Genomic DNA, 26,224 nt, shown 5'->3' with positions numbered 1-26,224 from the left:
CCGCGCCTCCGCGTGAACCAAACCTCTTCGCGCCTTCGCGTGAACCAAATCACCGCCACAAAGCCGAACGCCCAACGGGAGCGTAAAGCGATCAGCGTCCCGCGAGTGCTTTGAGCGCCTCCCCGCTCACCCGCTGCACGGTCCACTCCTCCATGCCCACGGCCCCCATCGCCCGGTAAAAGGCGATCGCCGGCGCATTCCAGTCGAGCACCGACCATTCGAACCGCGCGCAGCCGCGATCGAGCGCGATCCCGGCCAGATGCCGCAGCATCGCGGCGCCAAGCCCCTGCCCCCGCGCCTCGGGCGTGACGTACAGGTCCTCCAGATACAGGCTCCGCCGGCCGGTCCATGTTGAAAAGCTGTGGAAAAACAGCGCAAAACCTGTTGGCTGACTGTGGATTTCGGCGATCACCGCCTCGGCTGCGGGGGATGTACCGAACAAGGCATCGGCCAGCATCGCCTCGGTCGCCTCTACCGCATCGGGTTCACGCTCGAACGCCGCCAATTCGCGCACGAAGCGCAGGATGGCAGGCACGTCGGCCGGTGTCGCAGGTCGGATCATGGCACTCTCGGTGGAAGGGAAGGGAAGGGAAGGGAAGGGAAGGGAAGCGAAGGGATCAGGCGGCCGCCTCGATCGCGGCGCGTGCCACGTCGCGGCGGCGGGCGGCGATCAGGCAGGCGACGACGATGATCGCCGCACCTGCCAGCGTGGTCGGTGCGACATGCTCGCCGAACACTGCCCAGCCCAGCACTGCGGCATAAAGGAACGACGTATATTCGGTGGTCGCCAGATATCCGGTCTCGCCATGCGCATAGGCCCAGCCGAGCAGCAGCAGTGATCCCGTCGCCAGCGTCGCGGCGATGGCGATCTTCCACCAGTCGGCGACCGGCGGCACCACCGCGAGCCACGGCGCCGCGAGCAGCAGCAGGAGCGTGACGACTGCCGACTGCACGAACGCGATCTCGCGCGCGCTTGCCGCCTGTGCCTGCAACCGCGCAATGACGAGGTTCACCGCATACAGCACGGCCGAGGCCAGGATCGCACCTGCGCCGTCCAGCGCCTCCGGCCCCAACGTCATCCGCATCTGGCCGAGCAGGATCACGCCCACCCCGCCCAGCGCCGCGATCGAGGCCGCGATCACCCGCGCCCCCACCCGTTCGCCCAGAAAGACCGCGCCCAGCAACAGCGCGAGCAGCGGCGCGATATAGGTCAGCGAGATCGCCTGTGCCATCGGCACCCGCGCCAGCCCCCAGAAGAACAACAGCGCCATGCCCGTGGTGATCGTGCCGCGCGCGACGTGCAGCCGCATGGCGTGTGCGGACGGCCGCCGCCCGCCGCCCATCGCCCAGCCCGCGCCGCCGATCCCCGCCGACAGCATCGTCCGCCAGAGCAGCGCATTGTAGACGCCCAGCCCCAGCACCAGCGACTTCATGAACGCATCCATGATCGAGAACAGCCCGATCCCCGCCGCCGCCACGCCAAAGGCAAGCGCCGGAGAAAGCTGATGCGAAGGATCACGATGTGACATAGCCGGCAGCGCTACCACGGTGTCCGGCGCTTTCCCACGGACGAACCAAAGTTCGCGTAACTGTGCCTCAGCGGATCAACAGGATTTCGATACCGATACTGACCCGCGACAGGCGTTCGTCGGCGGTAAACAGCCTCACCCGCCGCTGCTCGGCCACGACGAGACAGGCCCGATCACCCAGAGAAATGCCCAGACGCCGGGCATCCTCGCGAAGCTCTGCTGCACGCACCGCCTGTGTCATATCGAACGGCACGACATCGATCTCGAACCGTTCGATCGCCTTCAGCACCGCCGCTGCAGCGGCTCCCCGTTCGGGCGCACGCGCACAACATTCGGATATATTCACCGCAGACATCGCGCTGCCGCGCAGCACCGGAACAACGATGTCTTCGCCTCTCTCACCCAACAGGACGCTCAACAGGGCAGACGCGTCGAGAACGGCGCTCAATCGGCGGGCCAATCCGACCCGCGATCGGCGAGAAACTGCTTAACCGAGTAATCCGGCCCGACTGCCGCGCGAAATCGTCGCTGCTCCTCGCGCACGACTTGCTCGAAGGTCTTCACGCTCAAGCCGCCATTCTTGTCCTTTTCGAACATGAGCGAGTCACCGTCACGTATGCCGAGATCCCGGCGTAGTTCCGCGGGGATGACCACTTTGCCGCCCGGTGTCACCTTTGCATGATAGGTCACGACAATGTCTCCGCTGACCGAAAACTAGCAAGCCTATTATTCCGCCGCCAGCGCGCGTGCCGCCTCCGCGGCCTCGATCTCCGCCGCCTTTGCCTCGACCAGCTTCACGATGTGGTCGACCATGTCGGCATCCTCCACCGTGTGGTCGGTGATGCCCGACAGATAGACCATGTGCTTGCCGTTGCCGCCGCCGGTCAGGCCGATATCGGTTTCGCGCGCTTCGCCGGGTCCGTTCACCACGCATCCCAGCACCGACAGCGACATCGGGGTGCGGATATGCTGCAACCGCTCCTCCAGCGTGGCGACGGTGCGGATCACGTCGAATCCCTGTCGCGCGCAGGACGGGCAGGAGACGACGCGTACGCCGCGGTTGCGGATGCCCAGCGACTTCAGGATTTCGAAGCCGACGCGCACCTCTTCCTCGGGCTCGGCCGACAGCGAAACGCGGATCGTGTCGCCGATCCCGAACCACAACAGCGAACCGATGCCGATCGCCGACTTCACCGTGCCGCCGACAAAGCCGCCCGCCTCGGTGATGCCCAGGTGCAACGGGCAGTCGGTCGCCTCGGCCAGCCCCTGATAGGCGGCAACCGCCAGGAACACGTCCGACGCCTTCACGGCGACCTTATATTCGTGGAAGTCGTGATCCTGCAGCAGCTTGATATGGTCGAGCGCCGATTCGACCAGCGCCTCGGGGCACGGCTCGCCATATTTCTCCAGCAGGTCCTTCTCCAGCGAGCCTGCATTCACGCCGATGCGGATCGCACAGCCATTGGCCTTGGCGGCGCGCACCACCTCCGCCACGCGCTGCGACGATCCGATATTGCCGGGATTGATGCGCAGGCACGCCGCCCCCGCGTCCGCCGCTTCCAGCGCGCGCTTGTAGTGGAAATGGATGTCCGCGACGATCGGCACCCGCGATGCGCGCACGATCTGCTTCATCGCGGCGGTCGATTCGATGTCGGGGCACGACACGCGGATGATGTCCACACCCGCATCCTCGCAGCGGCGGATCTGGTTGATCGTCGCGACCGGGTCTGATGTCGGCGTGTTCGTCATCGTCTGCACGGTGACGGGCGCATCGCCGCCGACGGGAACGTTGCCGACCATGATCTGGCGGCTCGGGCGGCGGACGATGTCGCGCCAGGGACGGATGGACATAAGCGCCTATATACGCGCCTGAGGTTGCGGTTCAAAGTCGATGCTGTACCGAGCCTGCGATATGGTTCCCGCGTCCCCCATCCCCCGCCATCTCGGCCTGGACTGGCTGCGCGTCGGTGCCTTCGCGATCCTGATCTTCTACCATATCGGCATGGTGTTCGTGCCCTGGGGCTTTCACGTCCGACTGGACACGGTGCCGCTCGTCACCCTGCCCATGCTGGCCTCCAACCCGTGGCGGCTGCTGCTGCTGTTCGTGGTATCGGGCTATGCGACGCGGGCGCTGGCGACCCGGCACACCAGCCTGCTCGGCTTCGTGAAGGGGCGCAGCATCCGCCTGCTGATCCCGCTGGTCTTCGGCATCGCCGTCCTCGTGCCTCCGCAAAGCTGGGTCGAGCTGGTCACCCAGCATGGCTACGACGCCCCTTTCCTGCGCTTCTGGCTGCATGATTATTTCGGCTTCCGCCTGCTCGCGGGCGTGTCGCTGCCCGCCTGGAACCATCTATGGTTCGTCGGCTATCTCTGGGTCTACACCGTTGCCATCGCGCTGCTGCTCGCGATTGGCGGCCGGTGGGGCGCCCGTGTGCAGGCCTTGTACGACCGCGTATTCGGCGGCATCGGCGGGCTGGTGCTGCCGCTCGGCTGGCTGCTGGCCGTCAATATGTGGCTGTTCGTCGGCCAGTCGGAAACCCACGGCCTGATCGACGACGCCCTGGCGCACGCGCTCTACCTGCCCGCCGTCCTGTTCGGCTTCGCGATGGCGGGGTCGCACCGGGTACTCGCCACGTTTCGCCGCTGGTGGTGGCCGGCGGCGATCGTCGCGCTCGCCGCGTATCTGCTGGCGGCCGATCTCGAATGGCGCTGGCCGGGTCTGGCGCGCGGGCCGCACTGGGCGGGCCTCACCTTTTCCGCCACGCGCGCGGTGCAGGCCTGGGCGGCGATCATCGCGCTGATCGGCGTGGCGGAGCGTTTCTGGAACCATGACCACCCATGGCGCCGCACCCTGACCGAGGCGGTGTTCCCCTTCTACCTGATCCACCAGACGATCATCGTCGTTGTCGCCTATTGGCTGCGTGGCACCGCCCTGCCGCTCGCCCTCGACGCGGTCGTCCTGGCCACCGTGACGATCGCCGGCTGCTGGGCATTCTACCTTGCCGGCCGTGCGATCCCCTGGGCGCGCCCGCTCATCGGCCTGCGCCCCACCCTGAGGAAAACCCCATGACCTGGTCCCTGATGATCCACGGCGGCGCCGGCCGGATCGTGCCCGACGTGCTGACATCCCGGCAGGATAGCGAGGCGCGCGCCGCGCTTGCCGCCGCGCTCGACGCTGGCGAGGCGATCCTGCGCGAGGGCGGCAGCGCGGTCGATGCGGTGGAGGCGGCGGTGCGCGTGCTGGAGGATGCGCCCTCGTTCAACGCCGGTCGCGGCGCCTGCTTCACGCAAGGCGGCACCAACGAGCTGGACGCCGCGATCATGGACGGACGCGACCGCCGCGCCGGTGCCGTCGCCGGCGTCACCGCCACCCGCAATCCCGTGGCGCTCGCCCGCGCGGTGATGGACCACAGCCCGCACGTCTTTCTCGCCGGCCCCGGTGCCGACGCCTTTTCGCGCGGCCAGGGGCTGGAACAGGCGCCGCCGGAATGGTTCGCCACGCCCGAGCGCCGTCGGCAACTGGAGGAGATGCAGGCCAGGGGCGCCGACGCCTTCGACATCGACATGAAGTACGGCACCGTCGGTGCGGTCGCCACCGACAGCCATGGCCATGTCGCCGCCGCCACCTCGACCGGCGGCGTCACCGGCAAGCGTTGGGGCCGGATCGGCGACTCGCCGTTGATCGGCGCAGGGACCTATGCCGACGACCGTGCGGCCGCCATCTCGTGCACCGGGGCGGGCGAATATTTCATTCGCGAGGGCGTCGCGCATGAGATCGCCGCCCGGTTGCGCTTCACGAACGACACGCCGCAACAGGCCGCCGATACCGTGCTGGCGGAGGTCCGTGCGATGGGCGGCACCGGCGGCGTCATCGTCGCCGCGCCGGGTGGCACCACCGCCTGGAGCATGACCACCGCCGGCATGTACCGCGGTCGCGCCGGGTCCGACGGGGTACGCCAGGTCGCGCTTTATGGTGAGGAAGGCTGACGCTTTCTTTGGGTCTGCCGCGTCGCTAAGGCACCGGCCCTATGAACCGTTCGCGTATCGTCGTCGCCGCGTTTGGCGCCCTCACCCTGTCTCAGCCTGCCAACGCCTATTGGGATTATGGCCACCAGACCGTCGCCCGGATCGCCTGGGCCAATGTATCGCCGCACACGCGGACGGCGGTCACCCGCATCTTACGCGCGCAGGGGCAGCTCGACACGCCCTCCTGCCCCGTCCGCACCATCGCCGACGCCAGTGTCTGGCCCGACTGCATCAAGCCGCTGAAGGATGCGAACGGCCAGTCGCGCTTCGGCTATGCCTATAGCTGGCACTATCAGAACGTGAACATCTGCGGCCCCTTCACGCTGGAGCCCGCCTGCAAGGACGGCGACTGCGTCTCGGCCCAGATCCCGCGGCAACAGGCGATCCTGAAGAACCGACGCGCCCCCGCGGTCGAGCGGGTCAAGGCGCTGGCGTTCCTCGTTCATTTCGTCGGCGACCTGCACCAGCCGCTGCATGCCGGCGACAAGGGGGACAAGGGCGGCAACGACGCCCATGCCGATTACGGCATCTACGCGCCCGCCCGGCTCAACCTCCATTCGATCTGGGACGGATTGCTCGCCGAGCGCGCCATCTCCACGCCGCCCAGCCTGATCCGCCGCTATTCCGCGGCAACCCGTGCAAAGCTCGGCGCGGGCGATGCAACCGCATGGAGCCGCGAGAACTGGGCGGTCGCGCGTGAGGCCTATGCCACCGCGATGCACGGCGACCCATGCCAGCCGACCCCTGACCGCCTCAAGATGACCGACGCCGACATTGCCAAACTGGCACCGCTGGAGCGCGAACAGATCCGCCGCGGCGGCCTGCGGCTCGCCAAGCTGCTGGATGCGGCGCTGGGCTGACCGCGCGCAAAGCCCCTCCCCGAAGCGGGGAGGGGGTACTTCATGATCAGCTCAGAACGATCGTCACGGCACGACGATTCTGCGCCCAGCTGGCGTCGTCCGACCCCATTGCCTCGGGCCGCTCCTTGCCATAGCTGATCACGGTCATCCGGTCCGGCGAGACGCCGCGCGCCGCCAGATAATTCTTGGCCGCGTTCGCACGGCGATCGCCCAGCGCGAGATTATATTCGCGCGTGCCGCGCTCGTCGCAATGCCCCTCGATCGTGATGCGCACGTTCGGATAACGCTGCAACCAGGCCGACTGGCTGTCCAGGATCGCGCGCGCCTCCGGGTCGATGTCATACTGGTCCAGTCCGAACCGCACCGTGTTCGACGTGACCGAGCGGCGGAAATCCGCGTCCGATCCCGGCACCACGGCACCGGTCGTCGGGCCGGTCGCGCCGCCCTGGTCGACGGGTCCGCTATTGTCCACCGGCGGCGGCGGCAGGTCGGCCGGGCGCTTCTTGGCGCAACCGGCGACGGCAACAAGGATGGTGGCGGCTACAAGCGTGGTCTTCAAACTGGCCATTCTGGTCACTCCCTAGAAATTCTCGTTTCGACCCCGTTATTTGAACAACGCCTTTACTGGCACTGCGCTCCGCTACCCTTTTGGGACGCGGCGCTCAGGGCCTCAGCGGCCCCCAGGCGGGGTCGGACCCGTCCAGCGGGGTCGGAATGCGGCGCTCGTTGACCCCGGTCAGGTCGACCATCCACAGATCCGCCTTGCCCGAGCTTCCCCGGCCCGAGCGATAAAAGGTGATGACGCGCCCGTTCGGCGACCAGCTCGGCCCTTCGTCCTGCCAGCTATTGGTCAACAGCTTCTCGCCACCGCCGGTCGGGCTCATGATCCCCACCCGGAACGCGCCGGCGATCTTGGTGAAGGCGATCAGGTCGCCGCGCGGGCTCCATACCGGCGTGGCATAGCGGCCGCCGCCAAAGCTGATCCGCTGCTGGTTCGACCCATCCGCGTTCATCACATAGATTTGCTGCCCCCCGGAACGGTCGCTTTCGAACACGATTCTGGATCCGTCGGGCGAATAGCTGCCGCCGGTATCGATGCCGGGCGCATTGGTCAGCCGCTGCGGCGTGCCGCCTTGCGCGGACACGCGGTAGATATCGGTGTTACCGCCCTGCGCCATCGAGAACAGGATCCAGCGACCATCGGGCGAGAAGCGCGGTGCAAAGGTCGTCGACGCGTTCTGCACCACCAGCCGCTGCCGCCCCGATCCGATGTCATAGACATAGATGGCCGGCCGCTTGTCGACATAGGACATGTAGACGATCGACTGCTGGTTGGGCGCAAAGCGCGGAGTCAGCACGATCGATTGGCCGTTGGTCAGGAAGCGGTGGTTGGCCCCGTCCTGATCCATGATCGCCAGCCGCTTGATGCGCCGCGCCTTGGGCCCCGTTTCCGAGACATAGACGACCCGGCTGTCGAAATACGGACCCTCGCCGGTCAGGCGGGTATAGATGGTATCCGCACACTTGTGCGCCGCGCGCCGCCAGTCGGACGGCGGCACGACGAAGCCCTGCCGGGTCAGCTCGGTCTGTGCCGACACGTCGTACAGGTAACAGCCGACGGTCAGGTTGCCGTCGCCGTTCGCGCGGATGAAACCCTGCACCAGCGCCTGTGCGCCCGTGCCGTTCCAGTAATCGAACGCGGGCGCGGTCACCTCCGGAAAGGACACGGTGCGAAGCTGCGCCGGCGGGATCGGCGTGAACAGGCCCGAATTGCGCAGGTCGTTCGCGATGATCTCGGAGAGTTGCCGGCCCAGCACGTCGGTGGTGCCCGCCGGGGTCTGCTGCACCGCATTGGTCGGCATCGCCGGGATCGCGATCGGCATCGGCGCGGAGATGCCGCCGGTCACGTCCACCACCAGCGGCCCGCTCTGGTCGGCGGGCAACGCACCCGGTTGCTGCGGCGCTGCCTCCTGCGGCGCCGGGGCGGGGTCCTCCTGCGCCACCGCAGCGGAGGTGACGAGGGTCAGCGCCAGCGTCAGGCTGGCCACGGCACGAAGGGGCATGCGGATCATAAGGCTCATCCTCACCCAGGAAGCTTGTAACGCAAGTTGAAGTTACTCCAACCGCCTGGAACATCGTACAATTCTGCCGGCAACCCGCGCAGCGGCGAACAGCCCACGAACGTCGCCACCGCCAGGTCGTCGACGCGGTCGACATAACGGCGATTTTCGTCGTCCACGCCGTCGCGGCCCGTCACCCGCGGGCGCGCCGCCAGACTGCCGTCGCGATTCAGGCGCAGGTTGATCGTCACGCGGATGCGCTCCGCCCCCGGCCCCGGCGTCACCTGCCGGTTCGCACAGGGCTGCACCTGCCGCAGGATCGCCGAGGCGATATTGGCCGCAGCCTGCGCGCCGATCTTGGCGGCACGCGGCGCCTCCGACCTGCTCGGCGACGGCTCGGCGGACATGCCCTTCAGGAAATCGTCACCCAGCCGGCTGCCGCGCGGTTTCGTCGCGGTCGCGGTTTCGCTCTTGCCGCTGCCGCGTGCCGGCGTCGCGGGCTTGGCCGGGGCCGCCTTGGGCGCCGCCGCCTGCTTGGCTGGCGCGGGTTTCGCAGGCGCCGGTGCTGCCGGCTTCTTCACCGGCGCGGGCTTTGGCTGCGGCGCCGCCTTTTCGGGCGCGGGTGCAGGCTTTTTCGGCTGCGGCCTGGGTTGCGGCGCCGGCTTGGGCTTCGGCTGCGGCTTGAGCGGGGCGGGCACCGGCTTGGGTTCCGGTTTCGGCGGTGCCGGCTGCGGTTTGGGCGGTGCCGGGGCCGGCGGCGTGGGTTCGGGCTCCGCTTCGGCAGGCTCGGGCGGTGCGGCGTCCTCGGGCTCGCCTTCATCGGGCGCGATCGACTGGGCCGGCGCCTCCACCGCCTGTGGCGCCTCGGCCTCCAGCGCGACGTCCTTGACCAGCGAGATGTCGATCGGCTGGACCTTCAGCTTTTCCGGGTTCGGCGTCGACAGGAAGCCGACCGACAACAGGCCGAAGAGCACCAGGTGCCCCGCAACCGCAACGCCCAGCCCTATGCGCTCGGCCCGGTCCATCAGCGGGCCTCGCCCCCCTCCACCGTCACCAGCGAGACGCGGTTCAGCCCGGCGCGGTTCAGCTCGCCCATCACCCGCATCACCCGGCCATACTCCAGTCCCCGGTCGGCGCGCAGGAAGATCTGCGGCGGCTGCCCGCCCTCCGGCGCGCGCGCGGCGATGTCAGCCAGCTTGGCGGGCAGGTCGCCCTCGCTCACCTCGTCCTCACCCAGAAAGGTGCGCCCCGTTTCGTCCAGCGACAGCTGCACCGGCTCCTGGTCCTGTTCCAGCGCCTTGGCGCGGCTGTCGGGCAGGTTCACCGGCACGCCCGCGGTCAACAGCGGCGCGGTCACCATGAAGATGATCAGCAGCACCAGCATCACGTCGACCAGCGGCGTGACGTTGATCTCCGCCATCGGCGCCTTGCGCCCCCGGCCGGAGCGCGAAGGGAGGTTCATCGCCACCGTGCCGCCCCCTTACCGCGAACCGTCCAGCTGCCGGCTCAGCGTCGTGTGGAAGCCATCGGCAAAGCGGTTCAGCCCCGCCTCGATCCGGTTCACGCCGTGGCTGAACCGGTTATAGGCGATCACCGCCGGGATGGCGGCAAACAGCCCGATCGCAGTCGCGAACAAGGCCTCGGCAATGCCCGGCGCCACCACCGCCAGCGACGAATTCTGCGCCTGCGCGATACCGGTGAAGCTGCGCATGATGCCCCAGACGGTGCCGAACAGCCCGACGAACGGCGCCACCGACCCCACCGTCGCCAGCACGTTCAGCTTGTCGGACAGCGTATCGATCTCGTTGGCGACCGCCGCCCCCATCGCGGTGGCCAGGCGCTCGCGCGTGCCCGACTTGTCGATCTGCCCGCTGGAGGTCGAGCGGCGCCATTCCTTGACGCCGGCGGCAAAGACCCGTGCGGAGGGCAGGTCGTTGCCCCCCTCGATCCGGTGAAAGGCGTCGATATCCTCCGCCTTCCAGAAATCGCGCTCGAACTTGGCCATGCCCTTGCGCGTCCGGCCCAGCCGGCGGGAAAAGGCGATAATGATCGTCCAGGTCCAGATGCTGGCGAGCAGCAGGCCGAACATCACGGCCTTCACCACCCAGTCGGCCTGCAGGAACAGCGCAACCGGCGACAATGTGGCCGCATCCATGTTGAAGACGGGATTCATGGGTGTTGAGTGTCCCCTTGCCAGACGAGGCGTTGGTAGATGTCGGTCCAGGCGCGTGGCTGCCGCCGCGGACGCCCGTCGGACCCGACGAGCGCGACCGTGACGGTGCCTTGCGTCAGCACATGCTGGTCGCGCCTGACTGTCTGATGAATGACGACGCGCGCCGGGCTGACCATCTGCACCCGCGATACGATCAGCAGGGCATCATCCAGCCGGGCGGGCGCGCGAAAACGCAGCGCGACATCGGCCACCGCATAGGCGCCCTCGCCCGCCTCGAACGTCGCACGCTGGTCGATCCCGGCCAGGCGCAGCATGTCGGATCGCGCCCGTTCCATGTAGCGCAGGTAGTTGGCGTGATAGACCACGCCCGACAGGTCGGTATCCTCGAAATAGACGCGCACACCCAATCGGTGCTCCCGCCCCTCGAACCGCCCGCCCAGCGGCTGATCCTGCCCGCTCTCCTGCATGATGAGGCGGCTGTTAACCCAATGGCCGGGCGGAAGGAAGCCGCTTGTCCGACCTTTCCTCCACAAGAGCTGCGGCGGATCACTCCATGCGGAAGATCGCGGGGTCGACCTCCAGCCGCGGTGTGCGGACGGCGGGGGCCCGCGCCGACGGGGCGGAGAGCGAGGGGGCAGGCGCCGGCGTCGCCACCCGCGGTGCCGCGGGGGCGGGCGCGGCGGCGGACGTCGGCGCCGCCGCCGATGTCGCGATCACCAGCGGCGCGGCCGGCTCCGCCACCGGCGTCATGCTGCCCGTCCGCCATGCGTCATAGGCGCGGTAGAAATCGGTGAACGGCCGGTCCAGTTCGGGCAGCTTGGCGAGGGCGAACACCCCCAACTGCCCGTCCGACACGGTAGCGCTTTCCGCCAGCACCTGCGTCGCGGCCGCGCAGAAACCGGCGCGCGCGGGCGTTTGCGAAAAGAAGTTGTAGAGCCGCGTCATCGTGTCGTCATACCGGTCGCGCCAGTCGCCGCCCCCCGCCTTGAACTCGGCGGACAGCCGCGTCTCGGCGGTGGCCAGCGTCTTCTTGTGCGTGGTCAGCAGCGCATTGTAGCGCGCGACATTGCCCGCCTCCTCCGCGCCGCGACATGCCAGCGCCGCGACGTTGAGGGCGGAGCGCAGATGCCACAGCGTCGCCGCCTCGCTTAGTGCGCGGTTGGGCGTCGGGTAGCTGCCATCGGCCAGGCGCACCGGGATGGTCATGCCCGGCGTGGCGCCCGGCGGCAGGCTGGGCCGTGCCGGTGGCGGGGCTGCGACCATGATCGGCGGCGGCGCGACCCTTGCCACCTCGCGCTGCCCGGCGCAGGCGGCCAGCGCCAGTCCCAGGGCGACCGGGGTCGCGCGTGTCAGAAATTGGCGGCTTGTCATCATCCCTGAATCCCTGGCGTCATCTTGCCGCCCCCGGCTTGCCCCCCACCATGGCGATTCGCGGTTAACGCGTCGTAACCTGTGCGATGAAACGCACGGGGTATCAGGCGGCGCGCGCCTGCAGCGCGGTTGCCGCCTCGGCCATCAGGTGCGCGATGATGTCGGCGATCGGCTCTTCCTTCGTTACCATGCCGACCGACTGGCCGGCCATCACCGACCCATGCTCGACATCGCCGTCGATCACCGCGCGGCGCAGCGCGCCCGCCCAGTAATGCTCGATCTGCAACTGCGCCTCGGCCATCGCCACGCTGCCCTCGTCCAGCAACAGCGCCACCTCGCGCTGCTTGGCGGTGAACAGTTCGCCACCGGCATTCTTCAGCGCGCGCACCGGGATGACCGGCAGGCGCGGATCGATCTGCACGCTCGCCACCGCGTCGCGGGCGGAGGCCCGGATGAACGCCTTCTTGAAATTGGGATGCGCGATCGATTCGGTGGCGCACACGAATCGCGTGCCGAGCTGCACGCCGGCCGCGCCCATGTCGAGATATCCGGCGATCGCCTCGCCGCGCCCGATCCCGCCCGCGACGAACACCGGCACGGCGCTGGCGATCTCGGGCAGCATCTCCTGCGCCAGCACGCTGGTCGATACCGGGCCGATATGCCCGCCGGCTTCCATCCCCTCGATCACCAGCGCATCGACGCCCGAGCGGATCAGCTTCTTGGCAAGGCTGAGTGCGGGCGCAAAGCAGATCACCTTGGCCCCCGTCGCCTTGATCGCCTCCAGCGACCCCTTGGGCGGCAGGCCGCCGGCCAGTACGACATGGCCGACCCGGTGACGCCCGCAAATCTCGATCAGGTCGAACAGTTGCGGATGCATGGTGATCAGGTTCACGCCGAACGGCCGTTCGGTCAGCGCCTTCGTGCCGGCGATCTCCGCGTCCAGCAGCGCGGGCGTCATCGCCCCGCACGCGATCACGCCGAACCCGCCCGCATTCGACATCGCGGCAACCAGATGTCGCTCCGACACCCAGGACATGGCCCCCGCCATGATCGCCACGTCGGACCCGAGGAATTCGGCCCCGCGCGCCATGCGGGTGGCCAGGCGCTGTTCGCCGGTATTGATGCTGAGCGTATCGGTCATCGACGCTCCATGCCGTGGCGAGCACCACACGGCAAGATGGGGTTCACGCGAAGCCGCGAAGACGCGAAGAGGAGACGCAAAGGACGCCGAGCGCTTTCACGCACGCCAGCGCATGCATTTTCGACCGGCCGTAACAGAGCGCGAGAGAGCGGCCGAAACCGCCACCCCCGCGCCTCCATGCGAACAAAAATCTTCGCGGCCTCGCGCCTTCGCGTGAACCAGAAAACCCGAAGAGAGATGAACCGCCTTATGCCGCCTCGGCATCCAGCCCGTAGGCGGTATGCAGCACACGCACCGCCAGTTCGGTATAATCCTCCTCGATCAGCACGCTCACCTTGATCTCGGAGGTGGTGATGGCAAGGATGTTGATCCCGCGCGCACCCAGCGTCTGGAACATGGTCGAGGCGACGCCGGCATGGCTGCGCATGCCGACCCCCACCACCGAGATCTTGGCGACGCGCGTGTCATGCACCAGCTTTTCGAAGCCGATGTCGCCGCGCGCCTTGTCCAGCACGTCCAGGCTGCGCGGCAGGTCGGCGGCGGGAACGGTGAAGGTCACGTCGGTCGAGGCCGCATTGCCGGCGGTCGCATGCGCGATGTTCTGGACGATCATGTCCACGTTGATCCCGGCATCGGCCAGCGGCGCGAAGATCGCGCCAACCGAGCCGGGTCGGTCGGGCACGGCGACCAGCGTGATCTTCGCTTCGTTCTTGTCGTGTGCGATGCCGGTGATGAGCTGGCGTTCCATGTCGTCGATTTCCTCCTCGCCCACGATCAGCGTGCCGCGATGTCCGTCTTCGTCCCGTGCGTCGTCGAACGAGCTCAAGACCCGCACGCGCACCTGTTCCTTCATCGCCAGCCCTACCGAGCGGGTCTGGAGCACCTTGGCCCCCACGCTCGCCAGTTCCAGCATTTCCTCATACGTCACCTTGGACAGCTTGCGCGCCCTGGGCACGATGCGCGGATCGGTCGTATAGACGCCGTCGACATCGGTGTAGATGTCGCACCGCTCCGCCTTCATCGCCGCCGCGACCGCGACTGCCGAGGTGTCCGATCCGCCGCGGCCCAGCGTCGTCACCCGGTTGTCCTCGGCCACGCCCTGGAATCCGGGGATCACCGCCACTTCGCCCGCGTCCAGGCTCCGGTCCAGCGCGTCGGTGTCGATCGTCCCGATCCGCGCCTTGGCGAACGCGCTGTCGGTGTGGATCGGCAATTGCCAGCCCAGCCACGACCGCGCCGGCACGCCCATCGCCTGCAGGGTGATCGCCAACAGCCCGCTGGTGATCTGCTCGCCGGCAGAGACCACCACGTCATATTCGCGCGGGTCGTACAGCGAGGATGCCTCGCGGCAGAACCCGACCAGCCGGTCCGTCTCGCCCGCCATCGCCGACACGACGACCGCCACCTGATTGCCCGCCTCGACCTCGCGTTTGACCCGCGCCGCCACGTTACGGATGCGCTCGATCCCGGCCATCGACGTGCCGCCGAACTTCATCACGATACGTGCCATGGGCGCTTGCCATTCTCCTTGGGGTAAAACGGCGGCCCTGATAGGTAGCCGCCATGACGAACGCAAGCGACACGATCGAATCTACCATAAATGCCGCCGAGGCCGCACATTTCGGAAAGATGGCGGCCGACTGGTGGGACCCCAGGGGATCGAGCGCGATGCTGCACCGGCTCAATCCGCCGCGCCTTGCCTATATTCGCGAACAGGTCGATCTGCACTGGAACGCCGACGGCACCGGCTTCACCCCGCTCGCCGGGCGCACCGCGCTCGATGTCGGGTGCGGCGCCGGGCTGCTTGCCGAACCGCTCGCCCGGCTGGGTGCCGCCGTCACCGGCCTCGACGCCGCGCCCGAGAATATCGCGGTGGCCGAGATACATGCCGCGCAAGGCGGGCTCGCCATCGATTACCGCGCCGGCAGCGTCGAGTCCCTGCGCGACCGGCGTTTCGATCTCGTCACCTGTCTGGAGGTGATCGAGCATGTCGAGGACCCGGCCCGCTTCGTTCGCGGCCTGGCCGACGCGCTGGCGGAGGACGGTCTGCTGATCCTCTCCACGCCCAATCGCACGCCGGTGTCGCGCCTCGCGATGATCACGCTCGCCGAAGGGTTCGGCGCGATCCCGCGCGGCACGCATGACTGGAACAAGTTCCTGACCCCCGACGAGCTGACCGCACTGTTCGAGGATGCCGGCCTGCGGGTCCGCGACGTGCGCGGCCTCGCCTTCACGCCGTCGCGCGGCTTCGCGTTGAGCGATTCGACCGCGCTCGACTATTTCCTGACCGCCACCCGGGCCTGACGGTGCGCGTCGCCCCTGCCGGTGCGCCCGTCCCGGCGCGCCGGCTGCTGCCATGGGCGCTGCTCGCCGCGGTGCTGATGGGCCTGACGCTCACCCGCACGGTCGATCACGATGAAAGCCAATATGTCGCGGCAACCGTCCTCGCCGCGCATGGCCTGATGCCGTATCGGGATTTCGCCTATCTTCAGGGCCCTTTGCAGCCGCTGCTGTTCGCGCCCATCGCCTGGGCCGCGGGGGCATGGACCTGGCCGGCGTTACGCCTCGTCAACGCATTGCTCGGCGCCCTCACCATCGCCCTCGTCCACCGCGCCGCGCGCCGCCTGGGTGCGGCCCCCCGCGCCGCCGCGGCAGCCGCCGGGCTGATGCTGTGCTGCGACATCCTGCTCTTCTCCATCGGCGTCGCGCGTAACGACGCGCTGCCCGCCGCCCTCTTCGCCGCCGCGCTGGTCGTGATGACACGGCTGCGCGGCGGGGCGGCGACGCGAGGAAGCGCGCTGCTCACCGGCCTGCTGCTCGGCGCCGCCGCCGCCGCCAAGGTCAGCTATGCGCTCCCCGCCATCGCCTACGGCGTGTGGGCGCTCGCCGCGCCCCGCCGCCACCGGCCGCTCTGGCTGATCCTCGGCGCCGTTCCGCCTGCGCTGCTCGTCGCCTGGTGCTGGTGGACCGCGCCGGAGGGGTTCCTGTTCGGCGTCTTCCACTTTCCCGCCGACGCGCCCGCCGAATATTATGCGGGTTACCCGTGGAAACTGTCGCTGGCGGCGAAACTGGTCGATTCGCTCAAGTTTCTGGCCCTCGGCCCCGCACTTGTCGCGCTCGCCTTCGTCATTGGCCGCGGGCGGATGCGTGCGCTGGCGCCGCTGCTGTTCGCCTGCGCGGTGGCGGCACTCGCCCCGCAGCCGACCTGGCGGCAATATTGGCTGCCCTTCCTGCCGCCGCTGTTCATCGCGCTGGCGCTCGCCTGGCATCGCCGCCCGCCGGGCCGCAACTGGCGGATCGCGTTCGGCATCACCGCCGCCGCCGGCCTCGCCCCCAGCGTCGCCGCGCTCGTCACCGCGAATGGCATGTCGCTGGCAGAGGCGATGCGCACCTCCGCCGCGATCCGCGCCACCATGGACCGCGCAGGCGTCACCGGCCCCGTCTCCACCCTCTCTCCGCAATTCCTGCCCGCCACCGGCCGCCTGCCCGATGCCGACTTCGCTACCGGCCCCTTCTACTTCCGCAGCCGGAATTTGCTCGATCCCGGGGCGGAACGGCGCCTTCACCTGATCAGCCACGCCCGCCCTCATGTGTCGGCGCACTGGGTGCTCGTTGGCGGCGAAACGCGCCGAACCAGCGGCAATCCCGATCTCGACCGGATGCTCGCCCACGCCGCCGGCGGGCCGCGCACGCCCGTTCCCGGCACCGGCTTCCAACTCGTCCGCGTGGAACAGCCACCCTCCCGCACCCGTTAAGGGACAAGGAGATAGCCATGACCGACCGCGACATCCCACCCGAAGCCGGCAAGCGCCCGCCCTTTGCCAAGCCCGAACCGCCGCTCGACGCGATCGGCACGGGCAAGGGCTATTCGGGCCAGGAATATGACAGCGCCGGCCAGGCCGAATGGCGCGCCGGTCAGGATGCACAGGCGGTCGCGCCGGAGGGGATCGTGCGTGGCAGCGGCACCGCCGCCGGTGGCGGTGCACCGGGCGAGGACTACGACCCCAATACGCCGGGCGCCGCCGACGAAAGCCCGCAGGCCGGTGCCGGCCCGGATCGCCGCCCGACCTGACCCGCCACGCGCCGGCCGAGCGCCTGCGCATAATAGGCCATCAGTTCCTCGGCATGCTCGCGGTCGCTGCGCACCGTCGTCGCAACCGCGGCCGCCGCCCGGCGAAGCGCGGGCCGATCCCGCGCATAAAGCCGCCCGATCGCCGCCGCACAGGCCAGCGGGTCGCGCGCGGCATATAGTTCCGCGCACGCCGGATCGGCGACCTCCGCACACCCGCCCATATCCGGCACGATCAGCGGCAGGCCCGACGCCATCGCCTCGCACGCCACCAGCCCGAACGGCTCCGCCTCGGCACCATGGATCAGCGCATCGGCGCTTGCCATGATCCGCGCCAGCCGCTCGCGATCATACACCGGCCGGAACAGCCGGATATGCGGCGATCCGGCGGCCCGCGCCTCCAGCCGGGCGCTGTCGTTGCCCGTGCCGATCTGGATCAGCCCCACCGGCAGGGTCGTGCCCGCGCGCAGCACGGCGTCGATCACCATCGCCCAGCGCTTCTCGGCATGGTGCCGCCCCAGCCCCAGCAGCAACAGGCCGTGTTCGGGCAGGTCGCACTGCGCAAGCAGGCACCGGCGCAGCTCTTCATCGCGCAACGTCGGCGAGAAATGCGCCCGCTCGATCCCCAGCGGCATAGCCGCATCGATCCGCACCCCGCGCGACCGCAGCCGCTTGTCCAGCGCCGGTCCGTTCGTCACCACCACGTCATAATGGTCGAGGAACCGGCCCATGTAGCGGCTGTACCAGGCAAAGGCGCGCTCGATCCGCGCTGGGCTCGCCAGCCCCTCGAACCAGCGCAGCGGATAGGCCGCGACATTGTCGTTGTGCATGAAGAAGGATTTGAGCGCCCGGCCCTGCCACTGCCCGACGATCCATGCCGGTCGCCACGGTGAGCAGCATTCCACCACGTCCGGCTGCAACCGGTCCAACGCGGCATGGATGGGCGCGGCGTCCCAGAACAGTCCGTAATTGCGGTCGAACGGCATGCCCGGCGAGCGGATATATTCCACGCGGCCGCCGCCGGGCCGCGGCTCCACCCGGTCTTCCCGGCCCGGCGCCAGCACGATCAGTTCGTGCCCCATGTCCGCCAATATGCCGATCTTGCGATCGATATAGGTGCGCACGCCGCCACCCGCGGGCGAGTAGAATTCGTTGACGTCGACGATGCGCAAGGGGGCGCCCTGGCCTCAGTCCGGATCGACCGGGCCGAAGCCGCCCAGCCCGCGTAAATATTGCATGCGGATCGTCAGCGTGGTCACGCCCGGCCCGATCTGCACCACCGCCTGTTCCACCTTGGGCCGCCGCCGCCCGATCTTCTCCGCGCTGGCAAAGCCCGCGCCATCGCTCCAGAAGCTGAACTTGTTCTTGCCGTCGCGGTCATGCACCACCAGCAGCGCATAGCGCCCCGCCTGGGGTACCCGCATGCACAGCGACGGATTGCCCGATGGCGGTGTCGGCGTCTGGATCCGGCGAAAGGTCTTGCCCTCCTTCAGCAGGTCGCGGTCGTCCTTCAGGAAATCGTCCTCGTTCGCCGGATACAGCTCCAGCTTCAGATTGCCCTTGCGATCCTTCAGGCCCTGCACATGGACCAGCACCGCCGGTCCCCGGTTGCCGGTGCACGCCGCGGCCTCCGGCCCCGCCACCTGTGCGGCGGCACCCCCCGGCACCACCACCGCCGCCGCCAGCATCCCCAACCACCAAGCCTTCATCATCTGGACCTCGTCATCAGCGCGTGCAGACCGAACAGCGCGATCAGCACCACATGAACCAGCAGGGTCAGCGCGGCGGTAAACGCCACCAGCTCCGACAATGCCCGGTCCTGGCCGATCAGTATGATGGCGAAGTTGGCGAAAAGAAGGTCCTTGTTCGGCACCAGCGGCAGGCGCGACACCAGCAGGCGCCCCGCCGCCAGGAACAGCCACATGCCGATCGATACGTCGGGCAGCGCGAAATGCCAGGTCAGCGCGATCAGCACCGATCCCGCCAGCAGGCGCAGGCAATGCGCCCCGAACACCCACCACAGGACCGGCCGATCGAGCGAGAAGACCTTTTTGGAAAAGATCAGGAAGGGCAGCGATGTCGCCATCACGATCGCGGTCGATCCCAGCACGGTGCGCATCTGGTCCGCACTCAACAGATAGCGCGCCAGCGGCAGCGCGATCACGATCATCAGCAGCGTGATCGCGTTGCCCGCGATCGCGGACAGGATGCTGACATCCTTCACCGCGCCGAACGGTGCCGCCACCATCCTGGCGCGCGCCCGCGCCCAGGCATAGAAATACGCCTCGCCCGAATATCCGAACACCACCTCGTTCGCGATCCGCTTCTTGATGAGCGCGATCAGGCCGGATGGCGGAATGCCCCATAGCCGGCGGAAGATCAGATAGTCGCCGGTGGGCAGCGACATGTAGAGCGCGGCAAAGCACAGATAGAAGCGCGGGTCGCCCGGCACCGACCGGCTGAGCCCGGCCAGCCCCTGCCCCAGCAGCTCGCGCCCCAGCCCTGCGACCATCGCCAGCGTCAGCACCGCGCCGATCACCGCCGGCCAGCGCCGTTTCAGCGTCTTCAGCGGCTCCAGCCCGGCCAGATCGGCCGGCACATCCGCGATACGCTGCGATGTCATACGCCCGTTCCGATCAACAGAGTTCTTCACCAGGGTTCTGACCAACGCCTCATCGCTCGAAAGGGCGCGCGGAACCAGCGTGCCGTTACTGATGAAATGCGTCGTACGTGTGACCGCAAACGATCGCAATGGAGCGCCAGCGGACGATTGCCTCGCCATCTGGATGCCCCTAGTCGCCAGACGATGCCGGCGCGCCATATCCTTACTTATGCTCAAGCACTTCGCGGCGGCGTGGAGCGTGCGCAGCTTCGCCTGGTGCGCGGATGGCTGGATGCCGGGCGCGACGTGACGTTGCTTTTGGGCAAGGAGGGGGGCGCCTTTTGGGGCGAGTTGCCCGAATCGCTCCGCCCGATTCGCCGCGGGCGGCTGGCGGTCGCGTTGCCCCGCACCGTCGCCGATCTGCGCCCGGACACCATCTTCTGCCCCGGCAACCATTATACCGGTCTTGCCGCCTGGACGCGCCTGCGCCTGGGGCGCGATTGCCCGCCGATCGTCGCCAAGATGTCGAACGCCTGTCACCGGCCGGACTTCGCCGCGCCCGTGTGCTGGGGTCATGCCCGCTGGCTCGGCACCCACCGCCGCTTTCTGGACGGCCTTGTCGCGATGACCCCGGCGACCGCGGCGGAGGCGAGCGCCGCCACCGGCCTGCCCGCCATCGTCATTCCCAATCCCCCCGCCCCGGCGCCGCCCGTCCGCTCACCGTTCGGGCAGCGCACGATCATCGGCGTCGGCCGGCTGGAGCCGCAAAAGCGCTGGGATCGCCTGATCGCCGCGCTGCCCGCGCTGGACGACGATGTGCGGCTCGTCATCCACGGCGAAGGCAGCTTGCGCCCGGTGCTTGAGGCGCAGATCGCCCGCGCGGGGCTGCAACGCCGCGTGACCCTGCCCGGCCACACCGGCGATCCGCTGGCGGCGATGGCGGCGGCGCATGTCGTCGCGCTGGTCTCCGATTATGAGGGGGTGCCCGGCGTCCTGCGCGAGGCGCTGTCGGTCGGCCGCCCGGTCGTCGCCACCGATTCGTCCCCTGCGGTGGCGGAGATCGTCGCCACCCCCGCGCTCGGCACCATCGTCGGCCGCGACGACGCGCCCGCGCTCGCCGCTGCCTTACGCCACTGGCTCATGCCGGGCACGCGCCTTCCGCCACCCGTTGCCCCGCCCGGCCACGATGCGGCCGAACGCTATCTCGCCTTATTCGACCGGATTGTCGCTGCCCGCTGACCCGTCGCGCTCGTCCTCGCGCTCCGACGAGCGTTCCAGCGCGGTCTTGATCGCCGCGGTCATCGGGTCGGCCAGGGCCAGCCCCAATATCCCGAACAGCGCGCCCGCCATGATCTGTGCCCCCAGCGTCAGCGCCGGCGGCAGGTCCACCGTCTTCTTGGCGACGATGGGCAGCAGGACGTAGCCGTCAAACGTCTGCACGATGACATAGGTCCCGATCGCCCACAGCCCCGTATCCACGCCCGACGAGAAGCCGACCGCGATCATCAGCGCGCCGCTGATAAACGCGCCGATATTGGGGATGAACGCCAGCAGCCCGGTCAATATGCCCAAGATCATCGCCATCGGCACGCCGCCGATCATCAGGGCCACCCCGGTCAGCACCCCCTCGACCAGCATACCCAGCAACCGCCCGGCGAGCAGCCGGCGCAGCACCCGGCCGACCCGCTCCAGCACCAGCCGGAACTCCGCCCGGTTCGCCCGCGGCACCATCCATTCCAGCCCGCGCTGATAGATGCGCGGATCCATCGCCACGAACAGGCCGATGACCAGGATCATGAAGAAGGTGGTCAGCGCCCCCACCGCGGTGCCGACCCAGGAGGTGATGCGTCCGATCGATCCCATCGCCTGCCGCGCCAGCCCGCTGACGTCGGATGCGCCCGGCATGATGCCCTGCCGGTTCAGCCAGCCGGTCACCTTGTCCGCCTGCCCCTCCAGCGTGGAGCGGAGCTGCGTCACCTGCTGCGTCACCTCTACGCCCGTCAGGTAGAAGGTGCCGAGCAGGAACGCCACGGCGAGCAGGCATATGATCAGCAGCCGCCCGCCGCGCCCGATCGGCAGCACCCGGCCGAGCAGGCGCACGCCCCCGTCCAGCACCGCCGCGAACACCAGCCCGGCAAAGATGATCAGCAGCGGCTGGACCAGCAGCACGACCAGCGCCAGCGCGCCGGCAAGCCCGATCCAGATCGACGCGCGCTGCAATTCGCGCCGCGCGAACCCGCTGCGCCATTCCAGCGGCGCCGCCTCGGTCACGTCCGGCGCGCCCTTGGCCGGGCTGTCGGTCACGGTCTGGTCTCGACCGGGTGCAGCGACGTGCCCGCCCGGCCGGAGCGCAGCGATCCCCACCAGGTCAGCGGGTTCAGCGTCGCGTCGCCGTCCAGGCTGAACGTCACGAACTCGGCCCGGCCGCCCAGATTTTCATAGGGCACCGCACCGCCCAGCCCCAGTTCGGACAGCGCGAAGCGGCTGTCGGCGGAACGGTCGCGATTGTCGCCCATCAGGAAGACATGATTGGCGGGGATGCGGATCGGCCCGTAATTGTCGCCCGGGCTCCATCCCAGTTCCACCGTGTCGTAGCGGCGGCCGTTCGGCAGCGTCTCGGTCACGATCGGCAGGTGGCACACCTCGGTGCCGTCGGCGCGGGTCACCCGCGCTTCCTCGCCATAATCCTCGGCCTTGCACGGGCTGTTGGTGTCGACGGGGATATCCTCGTAATGCACCGCACCGCGCCCCACCGGCCGGCCGTTCAGGATCACCGTGCCGTCGCGCACCTCCAACCGGTCGCCCGGCAGGCCGATGACGCGCTTGATATAATCGTTGCGCGTGCCCGGCGGCGTCACGATCACCACATCGCCGCGCACCGGCAGCGATCCGAACAGGCGCCCCTTGATGAAGGGCAGTTGCACCGACCAGCTATCCTCTGGCTGGCGCAGCACCAGCCCCTTGAAGATCGCCACCGGGTTCGGGATCGTCGGCGAGACGAACGACCAGCCATAGGCGAATTTGGACACCACCAGCCGGTCGCCGACCTGCAGGCCCGGCAGCATCGATTCGGACGGGATGTAGAACGGCTTGGCGATGAAGCTGTGGAAGCCCAGCACGATCAGGATCAGCCAGAAGATCCCCTTCACCTCGCCCCACCAGTCGGTGCCGGTGCGCCGGTGCGCCTCGGACGGCGCCGCCTTCGGCGTGCCCGCCCCGGCCGGGCCTGCATCACCCGACTGGGGTGTCTGGTTGCCGTCCAACACCGCGTCCTTCATGGATTGGCTTCCGGTATCGCCTCGATAATCACGAAGGCCTGTGCCCAGGGATGATCGTCGGTCATGGTCAAGTGAATATGTGCGCCGTGGCCCGCAGGGATCAGCGCGTCAAGCCTCGCTTTCGCCCCCCCGGTCAGCGCCAGCGTGGGGGCGCCCGAGGGCGCGTTGACGACGCCGATGTCGCGCATGAACACGCCCGCCGCGAAGCCCGTGCCCACCGCCTTGGAAAAGGCCTCCTTGGCCGCGAAGCGCTTGGCCAGCGTCCCCGCCCTGGTGAACGGCCGCCGCGCCGCGCGCGCCAGTTCAACTTGCGTGAACACACGGTTTTCGAACCGGGCGCCGAACCGCTCCAGCGAATGGGCGATCCGCTCGATCGAACACAGGTCCGATCCCAGCCCGATGATCACCGCTGCCCCCTCACCGGGCCGCATCCATTTCGGCCCGCATCCGCCGCACCGCGTCGTCCAGTCCGACGAACAGTGCCTCGCCGACCAGGAAATGCCCGATATTCAATTCGCGAATCTGCGGAATGGCGGCGATCGGCGCGACATTGTCATAGGTCAGGCCGTGCCCGGCATGCACCTCGATGCCGTTCTTCGCCGCCAGCGCCGCGGCATCCGCCAGCCGACGCAGCTCCTCGGCACGCGCCTCGCCCTCCAGTTCGGCATAGCGCCCGGTATGCAACTCGACCACCGGCGCGCCCAGGCGGACCGCCGCCTCGATCTGGCGCGCATCGGGCTCGATGAACAGCGACACGCGGATGCGCGCGGCACCCAGTTCGCGCACCAGCGGCGCCAGGTGATCATGCTGCCCCGCCGCGTCCAGCCCGCCCTCGGTGGTGCGCTCCTCGCGCTTTTCGGGCACGATGCATGCGGCGTGCGGACGATGCTTCAGCGCGATCGCCAGCATCTCGTCGGTTGCCGCCATCTCCAGGTTGAGCGGAATGGTCAGCCCTTGCGACAGCCGCGCGATATCGTCGTCGGTGATGTGCCGCCGATCCTCGCGCAGATGCGCGGTGATCCCGTCCGCACCCGCCTCCGCCGCCAGCAGGGCCGCACGTACCGGATCGGGATAGCCCGCCCCGCGCGCGTTCCTGACCGTGGCGACATGGTCGATATTGACCCCCAGGCGCAGATGCTCCGCCATCAGGCGGCGGCCCGGCTGCCCGGCTTGATCGCCGGGATCGCCGCCAGTTCCGGCGGCAGATGGTCGGGGTCGTAGGTCGGCACGTCCAGCCGGATCAGCGGAAAGAACGGCACGCCCAGGTCCGCCGTCCCGTTGGACCGGTCGACCAGCGCGCCCGCCGCGATCACCCGGCCGCCGGCCGCCTCGATCGCCACGATCGCCTCACGCCCCGACAGGCCGGTCGTCACCACATCCTCCATCATCAGCACCTCCGTCCCCGGCTCCAGGCGGAAACCGCGACGCAGCTCGAACGTGCCGGTCGGCCGCTCCACGAACATCGCCTCCACCCCCAGCGCCCGGCCCATCTCGTGCCCGACGATCACGCCGCCCATCGCCGGCGACACCACCGCCGCGATCCGCGCCTTCAGCTCGGCCGGCATCCGCTGGACCAGCGCCTCCGCCAGCCGCGCGCCGCGCCGCGGGTCCATCAACACCCGCGCACATTGCAGATAGCGTGACGAGCGCAAGCCGGACGACAGGATGAAATGCCCTTCCAGCAGCGCCTGTGCGGCACGGAATTCGGCCAGCACGTCGTCATCGGTCATCTTGGAGCTCCGGCAGTTGCGGCGGCCGTCATAGGCATGCGCGCGGGGCCGCGCAACGCGGCCTGCGGGGGATTTTGGCCGTTGATGGCTTGAGGGATGGCGCCTCCATGCTATAGCTACCGGCAAAAGGCGGCTTCCTGCGTTCGCAAGGTCCAAAAACGATACGCCTGGCGCATGGGAGAACAACTGGGGTGACCATTGGCATGCGCATTTCGGGTTTGAAGGGATTGGCGATCGCGGCGAGCCTTGCCTGTACGGGCTTGGGCACGATCGCGGGCGCCGCGGCGCCGCAAGGGGCGGTCGCGGCACCGGCGCCACAGGCGGCCGCCGAACCGGCAGGCGTGTCCAACACGGCCCCCACCTCCGCGGCCGCCCCGGCGACCGCCGCGCCCACCAGCCCGCTGCTCGCGCAGAACGGCGCCCCCGCCACCACGATCCAGCCCGGCATCGGCATTCCGGTGGACGGCGAGATGGGCCTGCAACCGCAGGTGACCAAGAATGGCCAGTTCGCGCACTGGATGCACAATGCGGTGCTGTTGCCCGTCATTACCGCCATCTGCCTTCTGGTGCTGGCGCTGCTCGGCTGGGTCGTGGTCCGCTATCGTCGCGCCGCCAATCCGATCCCGTCCAAGACCAGCCACAACACCACGATTGAGGTGTTGTGGACGCTGTTGCCGGTGCTTGCGCTCGTCGCCATCGCCGTGCCCTCGATCGGGCTGCTCCAGGCGCAGTTCAAGCCCGCCCCCGCCGGCGCGGTCACGCTGAAGGCGATCGGCAATCAGTGGTACTGGACCTATCAATATCCCGATCATGGCGGCATCGAACTGACCGCCAACATGCTGAAGGAGCGCGGCGAAGTCGCGCCGGGCGAGCGCTTCCGCACCGATGCGGACGGTCCTCGCCTGCTCGCCGCCGACAACCGCGTCGTGCTGCCGGTCGGCGTGCCGATCCGCCTCATCACCACCTCGAACGACGTCATCCACAGCTGGGCGATCCCCGCCTTCTGGATGAAGCTCGATGCAGTGCCCGGCCGTCTGAACGAGACGAGCTTCACCATCGACAAGCCGGGCCTGTACTTCGGCCAGTGCTCCGAACTCTGCGGCCCGCGCCACGCCTATATGCCGATCGCGGTGCAGGCGGTTCCCCCGGCGCAGTTCGCCGCCTGGGTCCGTGCCAAGGGCGGCCAGATGCCGGGGAGCGCGGCACCCTCCTCCGCGGTGATCCCGCAGCCGGGTGCGGACGCATCCGCAGGGGCGCAGGAGGCCGCGAACGCCGCCGATGCCGCCACCGGCCCGGCCGACAACGCCGCCACCGAAACCGCTCCCGCCACTACCCAGGGCGCCACCGGCAACCCCGCCGGCGCCGGCAACGCTGGACAATAAGCC

Annotated in this window: 30 protein-coding genes; 8 read left to right on the top strand and 22 right to left on the bottom strand. The window is 68.9% G+C overall.

Annotated features, from left to right (window positions below; genetic code table 11):
* Positions 1–91 precede the first annotated feature (91 nt).
* From GQR91_RS06950 to ispG, 5 genes are all read right to left on the bottom strand, one after another.
* Entirely contained in the window at positions 92–562 is a 471-nt protein-coding gene (locus GQR91_RS06950) for a GNAT family N-acetyltransferase (protein ID WP_149682298.1), read from the bottom strand.
* A gap of 55 nt (positions 563–617) precedes the next feature.
* Entirely contained in the window at positions 618–1,529 is a 912-nt protein-coding gene (locus tag GQR91_RS06945) for a DMT family transporter (protein WP_149682299.1), read from the bottom strand.
* 67 nt (positions 1,530–1,596) lie between these two features.
* A complete protein-coding gene (locus GQR91_RS06940; RefSeq protein ID WP_164727740.1) occupies positions 1,597–1,977 on the bottom strand; it encodes a PIN domain-containing protein in 381 nt (126 codons plus the stop codon).
* Complete coding sequence (locus GQR91_RS06935; RefSeq protein WP_149682301.1) at positions 1,974–2,219, bottom strand: AbrB/MazE/SpoVT family DNA-binding domain-containing protein; 246 nt, start codon at positions 2,217–2,219, stop codon at positions 1,974–1,976. The genes GQR91_RS06940 and GQR91_RS06935 overlap by 4 nt, the downstream gene beginning before the upstream one ends.
* 36 nt (positions 2,220–2,255) lie before the next feature.
* A complete protein-coding gene (gene ispG / locus GQR91_RS06930; RefSeq protein WP_112381880.1) occupies positions 2,256–3,380 on the bottom strand; it encodes a flavodoxin-dependent (E)-4-hydroxy-3-methylbut-2-enyl-diphosphate synthase in 1,125 nt (374 codons plus the stop codon).
* Positions 3,381–3,441: 61 nt separating this feature from the next.
* Between ispG and GQR91_RS06925 the strand changes: the two genes are divergently transcribed.
* Genes GQR91_RS06925 through GQR91_RS06915 form a run of 3 tightly spaced genes read left to right on the top strand, consistent with a single transcriptional unit; the run spans position 3,442 to position 6,415 of the window.
* Entirely contained in the window at positions 3,442–4,599 is a 1,158-nt protein-coding gene (locus GQR91_RS06925; RefSeq protein ID WP_174236637.1) for an acyltransferase family protein, read from the top strand.
* The gene (locus GQR91_RS06920; protein ID WP_149682302.1) at positions 4,596–5,516 is read left to right on the top strand and encodes an isoaspartyl peptidase/L-asparaginase family protein; all 921 of its coding nucleotides are present in this window, start codon (positions 4,596–4,598) and stop codon (positions 5,514–5,516) included. The genes GQR91_RS06925 and GQR91_RS06920 overlap by 4 nt, the downstream gene beginning before the upstream one ends.
* Positions 5,517–5,557: 41 nt before the next feature.
* Positions 5,558–6,415: a S1/P1 nuclease gene (locus GQR91_RS06915; RefSeq protein ID WP_149682303.1), complete on the top strand. Its 858-nt coding sequence runs from the start codon at positions 5,558–5,560 to the stop codon at positions 6,413–6,415.
* A 46-nt stretch (positions 6,416–6,461) separates the two neighbouring features.
* Here the strand turns inward: GQR91_RS06915 and pal are convergent, their stop codons facing one another.
* From pal to GQR91_RS06870, 9 genes are all read right to left on the bottom strand, one after another.
* Positions 6,462–6,983 (bottom strand): peptidoglycan-associated lipoprotein Pal, encoded by a 522-nt coding sequence (pal, locus tag GQR91_RS06910; RefSeq protein WP_149682304.1) that lies wholly within the window; start codon positions 6,981–6,983, stop codon positions 6,462–6,464.
* A 94-nt stretch (positions 6,984–7,077) separates the two neighbouring features.
* Positions 7,078–8,478 carry a Tol-Pal system beta propeller repeat protein TolB gene (gene tolB / locus GQR91_RS06905; protein WP_149682394.1) on the bottom strand — a complete coding sequence of 467 codons (1,401 nt, stop codon included), beginning with the start codon at positions 8,476–8,478 and terminating at the stop codon, positions 7,078–7,080.
* Positions 8,479–8,498: 20 nt separating this feature from the next.
* The gene (locus GQR91_RS06900) at positions 8,499–9,500 is read right to left on the bottom strand and encodes a cell envelope biogenesis protein TolA (RefSeq protein WP_149682305.1); all 1,002 of its coding nucleotides are present in this window, start codon (positions 9,498–9,500) and stop codon (positions 8,499–8,501) included.
* Positions 9,500–9,943 (bottom strand): protein TolR, encoded by a 444-nt coding sequence (gene tolR / locus GQR91_RS06895; protein ID WP_149682306.1) that lies wholly within the window; start codon positions 9,941–9,943, stop codon positions 9,500–9,502. Before tolR ends, GQR91_RS06900 begins: the two co-directional genes overlap by 1 nt.
* Positions 9,944–9,955: 12 nt before the next feature.
* The gene (gene tolQ / locus GQR91_RS06890; RefSeq protein WP_112381874.1) at positions 9,956–10,648 is read right to left on the bottom strand and encodes a protein TolQ; all 693 of its coding nucleotides are present in this window, start codon (positions 10,646–10,648) and stop codon (positions 9,956–9,958) included.
* Positions 10,645–11,115 (bottom strand): tol-pal system-associated acyl-CoA thioesterase, encoded by a 471-nt coding sequence (gene ybgC, locus GQR91_RS06885; protein ID WP_112381873.1) that lies wholly within the window; start codon positions 11,113–11,115, stop codon positions 10,645–10,647. Before ybgC ends, tolQ begins: the two co-directional genes overlap by 4 nt.
* Positions 11,116–11,194: 79 nt before the next feature.
* The gene (locus GQR91_RS06880; protein WP_149682307.1) at positions 11,195–12,022 is read right to left on the bottom strand and encodes a hypothetical protein; all 828 of its coding nucleotides are present in this window, start codon (positions 12,020–12,022) and stop codon (positions 11,195–11,197) included.
* Positions 12,023–12,122: 100 nt separating this feature from the next.
* The gene (locus GQR91_RS06875; protein ID WP_149682308.1) at positions 12,123–13,160 is read right to left on the bottom strand and encodes an NAD(P)H-dependent flavin oxidoreductase; all 1,038 of its coding nucleotides are present in this window, start codon (positions 13,158–13,160) and stop codon (positions 12,123–12,125) included.
* A gap of 247 nt (positions 13,161–13,407) precedes the next feature.
* A complete protein-coding gene (locus tag GQR91_RS06870) occupies positions 13,408–14,670 on the bottom strand; it encodes an aspartate kinase (RefSeq protein WP_149682309.1) in 1,263 nt (420 codons plus the stop codon).
* Positions 14,671–14,723: 53 nt separating this feature from the next.
* Here GQR91_RS06870 and ubiG point away from each other — a divergent pair, with 53 nt between their 5' ends.
* From ubiG to GQR91_RS06855, 3 genes are read left to right on the top strand one after another with little or no spacing between them, the layout of a single operon-like run.
* Positions 14,724–15,464, top strand: a complete 741-nt coding sequence (ubiG, locus tag GQR91_RS06865) for a bifunctional 2-polyprenyl-6-hydroxyphenol methylase/3-demethylubiquinol 3-O-methyltransferase UbiG (RefSeq protein ID WP_149682310.1) — start codon at positions 14,724–14,726, stop codon at positions 15,462–15,464.
* A 2-nt stretch (positions 15,465–15,466) separates the two neighbouring features.
* The gene (locus GQR91_RS06860; protein ID WP_235904012.1) at positions 15,467–16,915 is read left to right on the top strand and encodes a phospholipid carrier-dependent glycosyltransferase; all 1,449 of its coding nucleotides are present in this window, start codon (positions 15,467–15,469) and stop codon (positions 16,913–16,915) included.
* Between the two features lie 17 nt (positions 16,916–16,932).
* Complete coding sequence (locus tag GQR91_RS06855) at positions 16,933–17,232, top strand: hypothetical protein (protein ID WP_149682311.1); 300 nt, start codon at positions 16,933–16,935, stop codon at positions 17,230–17,232.
* Here GQR91_RS06855 and GQR91_RS06850 read toward each other — a convergent pair.
* The 3 genes from GQR91_RS06850 to GQR91_RS06840 are packed head-to-tail and all read right to left on the bottom strand — an operon-like array spanning position 17,157 to position 19,852.
* Positions 17,157–18,401, bottom strand: a complete 1,245-nt coding sequence (locus GQR91_RS06850; RefSeq protein WP_149682312.1) for a glycosyltransferase — start codon at positions 18,399–18,401, stop codon at positions 17,157–17,159. The two genes, GQR91_RS06855 and GQR91_RS06850, sit on opposite strands and share 76 nt — an antisense overlap.
* Before the next feature lie 15 nt (positions 18,402–18,416).
* Positions 18,417–18,941: a DUF2141 domain-containing protein gene (locus GQR91_RS06845; RefSeq protein ID WP_375781574.1), complete on the bottom strand. Its 525-nt coding sequence runs from the start codon at positions 18,939–18,941 to the stop codon at positions 18,417–18,419.
* Positions 18,938–19,852, bottom strand: coding sequence for a hypothetical protein (locus GQR91_RS06840; protein WP_149682313.1), 915 nt, complete (start codon positions 19,850–19,852; stop codon positions 18,938–18,940). Before GQR91_RS06840 ends, GQR91_RS06845 begins: the two co-directional genes overlap by 4 nt.
* Before the next feature lie 183 nt (positions 19,853–20,035).
* Here GQR91_RS06840 and GQR91_RS06835 point away from each other — a divergent pair, with 183 nt between their 5' ends.
* A complete protein-coding gene (locus GQR91_RS06835; protein ID WP_149682314.1) occupies positions 20,036–21,070 on the top strand; it encodes a glycosyltransferase in 1,035 nt (344 codons plus the stop codon).
* Here the strand turns inward: GQR91_RS06835 and GQR91_RS06830 are convergent.
* Genes GQR91_RS06830 through pyrE form a run of 5 tightly spaced genes read right to left on the bottom strand, consistent with a single transcriptional unit; the run spans position 21,041 to position 24,839 of the window.
* Positions 21,041–22,135, bottom strand: coding sequence for an AI-2E family transporter (locus tag GQR91_RS06830; protein WP_162853762.1), 1,095 nt, complete (start codon positions 22,133–22,135; stop codon positions 21,041–21,043). The genes GQR91_RS06835 and GQR91_RS06830 overlap by 30 nt on opposite strands.
* On the bottom strand, positions 22,132–23,109 hold the full coding sequence (gene lepB / locus GQR91_RS06825; RefSeq protein ID WP_149682315.1) for a signal peptidase I: 978 nt from the start codon (positions 23,107–23,109) through the stop codon (positions 22,132–22,134). Before lepB ends, GQR91_RS06830 begins: the two co-directional genes overlap by 4 nt.
* Positions 23,106–23,516: a holo-ACP synthase gene (gene acpS, locus GQR91_RS06820; RefSeq protein WP_112381861.1), complete on the bottom strand. Its 411-nt coding sequence runs from the start codon at positions 23,514–23,516 to the stop codon at positions 23,106–23,108. The genes lepB and acpS overlap by 4 nt, the downstream gene beginning before the upstream one ends.
* A 10-nt stretch (positions 23,517–23,526) precedes the next feature.
* Positions 23,527–24,255 (bottom strand): pyridoxine 5'-phosphate synthase, encoded by a 729-nt coding sequence (locus GQR91_RS06815; RefSeq protein ID WP_149682316.1) that lies wholly within the window; start codon positions 24,253–24,255, stop codon positions 23,527–23,529.
* Positions 24,255–24,839, bottom strand: coding sequence for an orotate phosphoribosyltransferase (gene pyrE, locus GQR91_RS06810; protein ID WP_149682317.1), 585 nt, complete (start codon positions 24,837–24,839; stop codon positions 24,255–24,257). The genes GQR91_RS06815 and pyrE overlap by 1 nt, the downstream gene beginning before the upstream one ends.
* Before the next feature lie 203 nt (positions 24,840–25,042).
* On the opposite strand from pyrE, the gene coxB reads away from it, so the two are divergent.
* On the top strand, positions 25,043–26,221 hold the full coding sequence (gene coxB, locus GQR91_RS06805; RefSeq protein WP_149682318.1) for a cytochrome c oxidase subunit II: 1,179 nt from the start codon (positions 25,043–25,045) through the stop codon (positions 26,219–26,221).
* Positions 26,222–26,224: the final 3 nt, after the last annotated feature.

This window comes from Sphingomonas carotinifaciens (assembly GCF_009789535.1).
Lineage (GTDB): Bacteria > Pseudomonadota > Alphaproteobacteria > Sphingomonadales > Sphingomonadaceae > Sphingomonas > Sphingomonas carotinifaciens.
This window is presented reverse-complemented; position numbering and strand designations above follow the sequence as displayed.